Annotated in this window: 13 protein-coding genes; 4 read left to right on the plus strand and 9 right to left on the minus strand. The window is 64.1% G+C overall.

The window, feature by feature from the left end; translation table 11 throughout:
* Window positions 1-113: 113 nt before the first annotated feature.
* Window positions 114-1,193, minus strand: coding sequence for a TolC family protein (locus tag QZ281_RS00005; protein ID WP_292223108.1), 1,080 nt, complete (start codon window positions 1,191-1,193; stop codon window positions 114-116).
* The gene (locus tag QZ281_RS00010) at window positions 1,075-1,515 is read right to left on the minus strand and encodes a TolC family protein (protein WP_292223111.1); all 441 of its coding nucleotides are present in this window, start codon (window positions 1,513-1,515) and stop codon (window positions 1,075-1,077) included. The genes QZ281_RS00005 and QZ281_RS00010 overlap by 119 nt, the downstream gene beginning before the upstream one ends.
* 66 nt (window positions 1,516-1,581) lie before the next feature.
* Here QZ281_RS00010 and QZ281_RS00015 point away from each other — a divergent pair, with 66 nt between their 5' ends.
* The 3 genes from QZ281_RS00015 (at window position 1,582) to QZ281_RS00025 (ending at window position 3,523) form a co-directional block, all read left to right on the plus strand.
* Window positions 1,582-2,223, plus strand: a complete 642-nt coding sequence (locus QZ281_RS00015; RefSeq protein ID WP_138140894.1) for a TetR/AcrR family transcriptional regulator — start codon at window positions 1,582-1,584, stop codon at window positions 2,221-2,223.
* Window positions 2,224-2,441: 218 nt separating this feature from the next.
* On the plus strand, window positions 2,442-3,401 hold the full coding sequence (locus tag QZ281_RS00020) for an IS481 family transposase (protein ID WP_003168747.1): 960 nt from the start codon (window positions 2,442-2,444) through the stop codon (window positions 3,399-3,401).
* Window positions 3,401-3,523 carry a hypothetical protein gene (locus QZ281_RS00025; RefSeq protein ID WP_003168748.1) on the plus strand — a complete coding sequence of 41 codons (123 nt, stop codon included), beginning with the start codon at window positions 3,401-3,403 and terminating at the stop codon, window positions 3,521-3,523. The genes QZ281_RS00020 and QZ281_RS00025 overlap by 1 nt, the downstream gene beginning before the upstream one ends.
* On the opposite strand, the gene QZ281_RS00030 is transcribed toward QZ281_RS00025, so the two are convergent.
* The 3 genes from QZ281_RS00030 to QZ281_RS00040 all read right to left on the minus strand — a co-directional run bounded on the left by QZ281_RS00030 (window position 3,514) and on the right by QZ281_RS00040 (window position 5,508).
* Window positions 3,514-3,711: a hypothetical protein gene (locus tag QZ281_RS00030; RefSeq protein ID WP_003168749.1), complete on the minus strand. Its 198-nt coding sequence runs from the start codon at window positions 3,709-3,711 to the stop codon at window positions 3,514-3,516. The genes QZ281_RS00025 and QZ281_RS00030 overlap by 10 nt on opposite strands.
* Window positions 3,712-3,777: 66 nt before the next feature.
* Entirely contained in the window at window positions 3,778-3,966 is a 189-nt protein-coding gene (locus QZ281_RS00035) for a hypothetical protein (protein WP_003168750.1), read from the minus strand.
* Window positions 3,967-4,218: 252 nt separating this feature from the next.
* The gene (locus tag QZ281_RS00040; protein ID WP_201099695.1) at window positions 4,219-5,508 is read right to left on the minus strand and encodes a site-specific integrase; all 1,290 of its coding nucleotides are present in this window, start codon (window positions 5,506-5,508) and stop codon (window positions 4,219-4,221) included.
* 361 nt (window positions 5,509-5,869) lie between these two features.
* Here QZ281_RS00040 and QZ281_RS00045 point away from each other — a divergent pair, with 361 nt between their 5' ends.
* On the plus strand, window positions 5,870-6,628 hold the full coding sequence (locus QZ281_RS00045; RefSeq protein WP_292223122.1) for a M48 family metallopeptidase: 759 nt from the start codon (window positions 5,870-5,872) through the stop codon (window positions 6,626-6,628).
* On the opposite strand, the gene QZ281_RS00050 is transcribed toward QZ281_RS00045, so the two are convergent.
* The 4 genes from QZ281_RS00050 to ccsA form a co-directional block, all read right to left on the minus strand.
* Window positions 6,629-6,901, minus strand: coding sequence for a hypothetical protein (locus QZ281_RS00050; protein ID WP_292223125.1), 273 nt, complete (start codon window positions 6,899-6,901; stop codon window positions 6,629-6,631).
* A 54-nt stretch (window positions 6,902-6,955) separates the two neighbouring features.
* Window positions 6,956-7,519, minus strand: a complete 564-nt coding sequence (locus tag QZ281_RS00055) for a DsbE family thiol:disulfide interchange protein (RefSeq protein ID WP_292223128.1) — start codon at window positions 7,517-7,519, stop codon at window positions 6,956-6,958.
* Window positions 7,516-7,701 carry a heme exporter protein CcmD gene (ccmD, locus tag QZ281_RS00060; RefSeq protein ID WP_292223131.1) on the minus strand — a complete coding sequence of 62 codons (186 nt, stop codon included), beginning with the start codon at window positions 7,699-7,701 and terminating at the stop codon, window positions 7,516-7,518. Before ccmD ends, QZ281_RS00055 begins: the two co-directional genes overlap by 4 nt.
* 13 nt (window positions 7,702-7,714) lie before the next feature.
* A partial coding sequence (ccsA, locus tag QZ281_RS00065; RefSeq protein ID WP_292223134.1) for a cytochrome c biogenesis protein CcsA occupies window positions 7,715-8,113 on the minus strand: 399 nt, incomplete at its 5' end.

Raw genomic sequence — 8,113 nt, forward strand, 5'->3', positions numbered from 1 at the left:
GATCAGCGCCCCGATGCCGAGGGGCAGCAGTTTTCGGCGCCGTCGAGACGGTCCGGCGTCGCCCCGTTCCCCGCCCGGCTCCGTGTTCGGCGTCGGCGTGTCCTGGGTGTCGGTCATGGCGCGATCCTTTCGCCCTGGTCGATATAGTCGGGCATGTCCTCGATCCGGCCGCTGACATGAAGAAGGCGGGCGAGCGCGACCACGAAGTCATGGGCGGCCTGGGTGCGCTGGATCCGCGCGCGTCCGACGCCGAGTTGGGCGTCGATGACGTCGAGCGAGGTGGTTTGCTGCACCTGGTAGCCGACCATCTGGACGCGCAGGTTCTCCTCGGCGGCGACGATGGCGCTGTCGGTTCTCTGGAACCGCCGCCGGGCCGCTTCCGCGTCGTTCCAGGATCGGGTCACGCCGATCTCGATCTGGCTTTGCGCCTCGCGCAGCCCCGCCTGGGCCTGAGCGACCTTCTCGCGCGCGGCGCGGACGTTCTGCGAGCGATCGACGCCGGAGAAGAGGGTGTAACGGAGACCGACCCCCACGGACCAGTCCGGATCGGTCAACAAGGTGTCCCGACGATCAAAGTTGTACTGGGCGAAGCCATAGACCGTCGGCAGAAGCTCGGCGCGCTGGGCGGTAACACCGGCTTCCGCCTGGTCTTCCAGGGCCTGGAGCCGCTCCAGCTGCGGGTGGGCGCGATAGGCGGCTTGCAGATAGGTTTCCAGCGGCTCGAGCGGCCGGAGAAGCACGAAGAGAGACGTAGCCGGATCGATCCCCGACGGCGCCCTCAAGGTCCCAGAGAGCGCCGTGTCCGCGCTGGCCAGATTGGCTTCGGCCGTCTCCAGTTCGCGCGCCGCGTCGTCACGCGCCACCTCCACCTGCAGGCGCTGGGCGCGACTGATGAACCCTCCGCGCTCCAGAATCGTCGCATCGGCCAGGTGGCGTTCGAGGCCCGCCAGGACGTCGCGGCGGACGTCCCGAACCCGGGTGAGCAACTGTTGCCCGAAATAGAGTTCGGTCATCTGCAACAGGGCGTTATCGACGACGATCTGGCGCTCAGCCCGGGACTGGCCGAGTTGAGCCTCAGCGGCCGCTTGGGCGGCCGGAATAAAGCGGGACGGTGGCGGTGACGATCGGCCGCGTGCTGTCGCGTTCCATCTGGAACTGCAACGGATCGCTGATGGCGTAGTCCTGAGCGACATCCGCCAAGGGCCCCAGCGGCAGATAGAGGGTCTTTTGATACCGCATCATCTGGCCCTCGAACTCCACCGTGGGCAGCCGCAGCGTCCTTACGGCGTTTTCCTGGGCTTCCCGGCTGCGGACATCGGCGTCCGACGCCTCGATGGCGTCCGAGCGTTGCAGGAGCCTGGCCTGCGCGTCGCGATAGGTCAGGGGCAAAGGACCAACGGTCTGGAGGCCGGAGGTTTTGGCGTCAGAGATCTGGGCCTTGGATGCGGGAGCGTAGGCGGCCGCACAGGTCGACGAGATCAGCAGGACCAGCAGGATGGAAGGTCGCAAGGTCATGAGCGAGGTTCTCCTTGGCCGACCGTAGCGTTGACATCGATCCACCTCAATACATACCTGTATCGAATGATTCAGAAGACTGCTCTCTTGAGCCCAAGGCCTGTCCGGAGCCGTCCCACGCGTGCCCAGACGCGCGAGCGTATCCTCAACGGCGCCCTGGAAGCCTTCGCCGAACGCGGTTTCCAGGGGGCGACACAGGAGGACATTTGCGATCGGGTCGGATTGAGCCGGGGCGCGTACAACTCCAATTTCCGGTCCCAGGAGGAGCTGTTTTTCGCCATCTACGATCGGACGATCGAACGGCTGGAACGGCATCTCGAGATCTCGATTGCGTCGGCCCTGTCCAGACCGGGACCCGCGGCGGAGAACTTCGTCAGGGCGTTCATCGCCGACTACGCCTTCGACCGCAGTTGGTATCTGCTGCAGGCGGATTTCGGTCTGCACGCCCTACGAAACCCTGCGGTGGCGAGCCATTACGCCGCGCGGCAGAATCGCATCCTCTCGGTTATCGAAGAGGCTGTCGGCCGTGTCTGGAGGGGAATCGAGCCGAGCCGCCCCCACGCGTCTTCCCGCGTCGCTCGCCTCATTCTGGCGGTCCACGAAGGCGCCATGTTCCAGCGCCTACTGGAACCGTCCACAATAAAGGACGGCGAATTGTTGACCCTCCTCGCCGATCTTCTGTTCTCGAAATCCGCGATCAACTCATGAACAGTCCCGGCGACCGGTCCTCAGGGACGTGAGCCGATCACGCACAATGCCGGCCTATTCTAAAGAACCTGAGAGTTCACCTACACCACGCTCGCTGCGGTGCGCCCGGCGTTGACGTCGATTGTGGCGCCGGTGATATAGCGTCCACCCGGCCCGACTAGGTGTTTGGTCCCAGGCTTTGATGGTGTGATCCTTTCGTTGGAATGGAAGGAAGCCATATGGGCCAGGTTCGTCACGGGAGCGCCACGACCACGCACGCCGTCCGAGCAGCAATACAGCGATCGCAGGCTTCGCTCGCGACGCTGAGCCGGGAGTTGGGGATCAACCCCAAGACGGTGGCGAAGTGGCGTAAGCGGACCTCGGTCGAGGATCGCAAGACCGGGCCGAAGGAGCCGCGCTCGACGGTTCTGACGGAAGCCGAGGAAGCGATGGTCGTCGCGTTCCGGCGGCACACGCTGCTGCCGCTGGACGACTGCCTCTACGCCCTGCAGCCGTCCATCCCGCACCTGACGCGCTCAGCGTTGCACCGCTGCTTGCAGCGACACGGCATCTCACGCCTGCCGGATGTCGAAGGCGACAAGCCGAAGCGGCAGCGTTTCAAGCGTTACCCGATCGGCTTCTTTCATGTTGATATCGCCGAGCTGCAGACGGCCGAGGGCAGGCTCTATCTGTTCGTCGCCATTGATCGCACCAGCAAGTTCGCTGTCACCCAGCTGGTCGACAAGGCCGACAGACGAACCGCCTGGGAGTTCCTCGAACAGTTGTTGGAGGCCGTGCCGTACAAGATCCACACGATCCTGACCGACAACGGCATCCAGTTCGCCGAGCAGCCTCGCAACCGCAACACCGCCTTCTCGCGACAGATGCGCTTCGACATGATCTGCGAAGCCAACGACATCGAGCACCGGCTGACCAAGCCGAACCATCCGTGGACCAATGGCCAGGTCGAGCGGATGAACCGCACCATCAAGGACGCCACCGTCAAACGCTTCCACTACGACAGCCACGACGAACTGCGTACGCACCTCGCCGACTTTATGGCCGCCTACAACTTCGCCCGAAGGCTCAAGACCCTCAACGGTCTCACGCCTTACGAATACATCGCCAGAATCTGGACGTCAGAGCCTGACCGGTTCATCGTCAATCCGATCCACCAGATGCCTGGACTGAACACCTAGTGCCGCTACACGTCATCGACGAGGTGGTGGAGCGGATCACCAACCAGACTATCACCGCCTATGAGTATGACCCGGCGACCGCATCCTTGGTCCAGCACGCGGATGGAGTCGGTCAGTCCTGAGGGTCTTCGGGCATAGCCAGGCGTCGACCGAGGTCGCGCATAGTTTTACGCGACGGACGCGGAAGCTTGGCCTTCAAAGCCTCCAGTTCCTTCGCCTCATCCCGCGTCAGCGGGTGATCGTGATCCACCAAGATTCTGCGGATCGCACGCGCGACGTCAGCGGCGACCGCATCGTCGTCTTCGTCCAAAGGAGGACGGCTCACGAGGGTTCTCGGGTTGGTGACAGCATCTGGCGCAAGTTTAGCACGAGAGGACTAGTAGGGCACGTTCGACGCCGCGCGCCGCAGCAGCGCCTGCACAGCGGCCTCCTTGGTGGGCCAGGTGCCGCAGTCGATGCCGTTCAGGGAACCGACGAACTGGAGGCGGTCTCCGGCCGTCACGCGCCGGACGCCGAAAAGCTGACGGCCACGACGGAAGTGGATATAATGGGGGCGGCTGCGCATGGGCGAACTCCGTTGATCACCCTCCAGCGCTGAAGGCCGCCCAGCGCCTTATCAACCGCCCGAAAACATCTACGTCACCACCCCTTTTAGACGCCGATTGACATTCCTATCATTTGAACACTCATAGTGTCCTAATATGAAGATTGTCAAACATGTTGGTTTGACATTCGGCATATTGGAACACCGCGAGCGTCTTACTACGCTCAAAGTCAAACCATGGCTCCGGATTGATATCGGCCCGTGGACCCGAGTTCAGGCCTTGGGACTGAAACGCTCACCGATCCGCTCTGCAAGCGCGCGAACAGGATCGTCGCTCAGATGGGCATACCGTTCCGTGGCGCGACTGTTGGCGTGTCCCAGCGCCTTGCCGATCATCGGGAGGCTGGCCCCGTCGGCTAGGGCGAAGCTTGCGAAACTGTGGCGCAGGTCGTGGATGCGGACGCCTTCCAGCTTGGCTTTGGGGAGCACCTTGTCCCGCCAGATCTTGGACTCGGAGGTCGCATATCCGTTGTCGCCCTTGGCGGCCGGGAAGACGAATTGGCTTCGACCGCGGGTCTTGTAGAGACGGTGCAGGATTCCGAAGGCCATGTCGTTGAGCGAGATCCGACGATCCCCCGTGCGGCCACCGGCCTTGGTGCGGCTCGGCGGCAGCACGAGCCGACGCCGATCAAAATCGACCTCCGTCCAGCGCAGGCCCGCGATCTCGTTGCGCCTTGCGCCCGTCAGAAGCAGAAGCCGATAGACAGCGCCCTGCCGTTCGGAGATCGTCGCACCCGCTTCCAGGGCGTCCAGCGCTGCGATCAAATCCTGAGCCTGGGACTCGGACAGGAAGCGCTCGACCGCCGGCCTAATCTTGCGTTCGACTTTGGCGCAGGGGTTCGGGCCGGCGAAATGGCCCTTGTCGATCGCCCAGTTGAAGGTCGCCCGCAGGGTGGAATAGGTCCGGTCAGCGATGCCTGCCCCGCCCTTTACGATGGATCGACCACGAAGTTTGGTCTTCACATCCTTGGCGGTCTTCCCGGCCGTGATCGATCGGATCATCCCGGTGATGTGGTCGCGAGTGACCGTATCAAGCGCCATCTTCCCGAGCAGGGGCACGACGTGGCGCTCGAGGTTCGTCCGGTCCATGGCCCATGACGAATCCCGTTTGGTCGGTTTGTCGTCCGGCCCCCTCTCCAGATAGAGCTCAACCAAGCCTTTGACGGTAAGGCCCTCGATGCGCCTGCGGGCTTCGCCGGGATCGATGCCGCGCCGTGCGTCGACCACCACCGATGCGGCCTCCTTGCGAGCGCGGTCCGCGGTGAGCTTGTCCGGACCGTCCCCATGCTCGCCAAGCGTCAGCCAGCGTTGGATCCCGCGGACCCGGTACTTGATGGCGAAGATTCTTCGGACCGGCTTGGCTGCATGGCCCTGTCGGGTCTCGGTCCCTGGATAGATCCGAAGGCAGAAGCCTGCGATCTCGCTGTCCCAGATTCGACCCTCGCCGGTCTCCGGAACGGGCGCGCTCTCAACCACGCGCTTGGTGAGTTTTTGCTTCGTCATGGCGATAGAAATATACGCTCATTTCCGAGCCACCGCTACCACTCCGCTACCAACTCAAGTGAAACCGGCCGAAACGCTCCGCAACCGGATAAACAAGAAACTCTATGCAAAACAACATACAAAGCTGATTTTTGGAACGTCCTGAAAAGCCCGGAAATGCTGATCCCCAACATTGCCAAGGTTGGGGTCGAGAGTTCGAATCTCTTCGCCCGCTCCAAGTCGAGAACACGAAACGGCCCGTCAGCAATGACGGGCCGTTTGTCGTTTCAGGCGCTGTTTCCAGCGCTGGCGGCCTTTCGCCCTCTCGACCTGCCGGACAGGATTTGCTTGGCTGCAGCGGTGCTATTCGATGAGGCTGCTCATGATCCGTCACCGCTGCAAACTGGTCGCTCTGGCCGCACTCGCCGTGTCTGGCATTGCGTTGGGCGCCTGCGCCTACAACGAGGCCCTGGGCCGCAGCCAGTTCCTGATCGTCGACAATTCTTCGATGATCCAGCAGTCGAACGCCGCATGGGCCGACGCCGTGCGCACCCAGAATGTGACCACGACGGGGGCACAGGTCGACCGTATCCGCCGGGTGGGCAACAAGCTGGTGCAGGCCGCGCGTCTGGACAACCGGACCTGGGACTATGCGGTCTTCACCAACACCAGCCCCAACGCCTTTGTCCTGCCGTCCGGCCAGATCGGCGTGACCACGGGCCTGTTGTCGCTGGTTCAGAACGACGACCAGCTGGCCGCCGTCATCGGCCATGAGATCGCGCACGTCGTCGCCAATCACGCGGCGGAACGTTCATCGTCTCAGGCTGTGACTTCAATCGGCCTGCAGCTGGGTCAGAGGATCGCAGGCGACTATGGGCAGGCGGTTGGCGCCTATGGCGGCCTGGCGGCCCAGTACGGGGTCCTGCTGCCCTATTCGCGCCGCGACGAGCTGGAGGCGGATCGGCTGGGCGTGGACTATGTCCAGGCGGCGGGCTGGCGGCCCAGTCAGTCGGTGGCCCTGTGGCGTCTGATGGCGGCCCAGCGTCAGACGGCGACGCCGCAGTTCGCCTCGACCCACCCGTCGGATGCGACGCGGATCACGGCGCTGGAGCAGTATATCGCCAGCCGCGGCTGGAACTGATCAGACCCGGATGTCGAGGTAGGTCCCGGGGCGCATGATCCGGGGCTCCTCGCGCTGCGGCGACGCGGGCGGGGTTTCCACCGGCCGGGCCGGGCTGGCTGTGCGGGCCACCGACATGACGGCGGCCGAGGGCAGGGGCGCTGGCGGGGAAGCCGCAGCCTGCGCCTGATTCATGGCCGCACGGAAGAAGGCCGCCTGGGCGCTGCGTGCGCTGGGCAGGTCCAGCCCCTGCGGGGGCGGCGTCAAAGACATTCCGGGGCGAATCGCGCTCATGCGGACATGGTTAACGCATACCGTCGAGAAATGGTTAATACGCCGGTGAAGCTTTCAGTGTTTTGCGCTGGGCGGCGGACGCGGCGGGGCCTGCATCGAGGCGACCAGCCGCTCGATATCCGCATCGTTCAACAGCGGACCTGAATGTTTGGCGGTGATCCGGCCCATGGCGTCGACGGCGAAGGTCTCGGGCACGCCTGAAATCCCTAGGTCCAGCCCCGCGCGCCCCTCATGGTCCACCAGAACCAGCGCAAACGGATCGCCCATCTCATCCAGGAAGGCGCGAGTGGCGACCGGCTCGTCCTTGTAGGCGACGCCGACCACATTGATGCCGCGGGCCTTCAGTTCCAGCAGCTTGGGGTGTTCGATCCGGCACGGCGCGCACCAGGAGGCGAAGACATTGACCAGCATGGGCTTGCCGACGCCTGCCGTCTTCAGGTCCAGATTGCCCGGTCCCGGCTGGTCGCCGGTCAGCATGGGCAGGACGGTCTCAGGGATAGGCTGGCCGACCATGGCGTCAGGCTTGTAGGATGGATCGCGCTTCAGCGACCAGCCGACGAACAGCACCGCCAGCGCCGCGATCACGGCCAGCGGAATCAGGGCCAGCCAGCGGTTCATTTTTCTCGTCCGGTTGCGATGCGGGCTGCTTCGTCGGTGGTGGTGTCCAGCCGAGCCAGTTCCTGCTTCCATTTGCGCGAAGCGATGAAGGCGCGGGCGATCAGGGCGAGCACCACCAGGGCGCTGACGCCCCAGGCCGGCCAGACGAACAAGGCATAACGGCCCATGTCGAGGTCGAGCATTCAGGCCTCCTTCTTAAGCTTCCAGCGCCTTGCGGGCGCGCAGGGTCATGACGCGGCGGCGGCGGACCTCGGTGCGGATCGCCGTCAGCCACAGGGCCAGAAACAGCACCCCATAGGCCGCCAGCATGGTCAGGAAGGGCGGCAGATAGACCGGATCCAGACCCGACGAACCGGGCGTCAGGAAGCTGGCGGGTTGATGCAGGGTGTTCCACCAGTCGACCGAGAATTTGACGATCGGCAGATTGATCAGGCCGACCAGACCCAGAACAGCGGCGGCGCGCGCCCCCTTCTGCTCGTCGTCGATCGAGGCCCTCAGCGCCATATAGCCAAGATAGAACAGGAACAGCACCAGCACGCTGGTCAGGCGCGCGTCCCACACCCACCATGTGCCCCACATCGGCTTGCCCCACAG

Origin of the sequence: Brevundimonas sp., assembly GCF_018608325.1 — a bacterium.
Classification (GTDB): Bacteria; Pseudomonadota; Alphaproteobacteria; order Caulobacterales; family Caulobacteraceae; genus Brevundimonas.

Bases quoted from the DNA above. Each gene is read 5' to 3' on its own strand.
- QZ281_RS00005 (WP_292223108.1), bottom strand. From the start codon at position 1,193: ATGTCGCTCAGGACTACGCCATCAGCGATCCGTTGCAGTTCCAGATGG.
- QZ281_RS00010 (WP_292223111.1), bottom strand. From the start codon at position 1,515: ATGACCTTGCGACCTTCCATCCTGCTGGTCCTGCTGATCTCGTCGACC.
- QZ281_RS00015 (WP_138140894.1), top strand. From the start codon at position 1,582: ATGATTCAGAAGACTGCTCTCTTGAGCCCAAGGCCTGTCCGGAGCCGT.
- QZ281_RS00020 (WP_003168747.1), top strand. From the start codon at position 2,442: ATGGGCCAGGTTCGTCACGGGAGCGCCACGACCACGCACGCCGTCCGA.
- QZ281_RS00035 (WP_003168750.1), bottom strand. From the start codon at position 3,966: ATGCGCAGCCGCCCCCATTATATCCACTTCCGTCGTGGCCGTCAGCTT.
- QZ281_RS00040 (WP_201099695.1), bottom strand. From the start codon at position 5,508: ATGACGAAGCAAAAACTCACCAAGCGCGTGGTTGAGAGCGCGCCCGTT.
- QZ281_RS00045 (WP_292223122.1), top strand. From the start codon at position 5,870: ATGATCCGTCACCGCTGCAAACTGGTCGCTCTGGCCGCACTCGCCGTG.
- QZ281_RS00050 (WP_292223125.1), bottom strand. From the start codon at position 6,901: ATGAGCGCGATTCGCCCCGGAATGTCTTTGACGCCGCCCCCGCAGGGG.
- QZ281_RS00055 (WP_292223128.1), bottom strand. From the start codon at position 7,519: ATGAACCGCTGGCTGGCCCTGATTCCGCTGGCCGTGATCGCGGCGCTG.
- ccmD (WP_292223131.1), bottom strand. From the start codon at position 7,701: ATGCTCGACCTCGACATGGGCCGTTATGCCTTGTTCGTCTGGCCGGCC.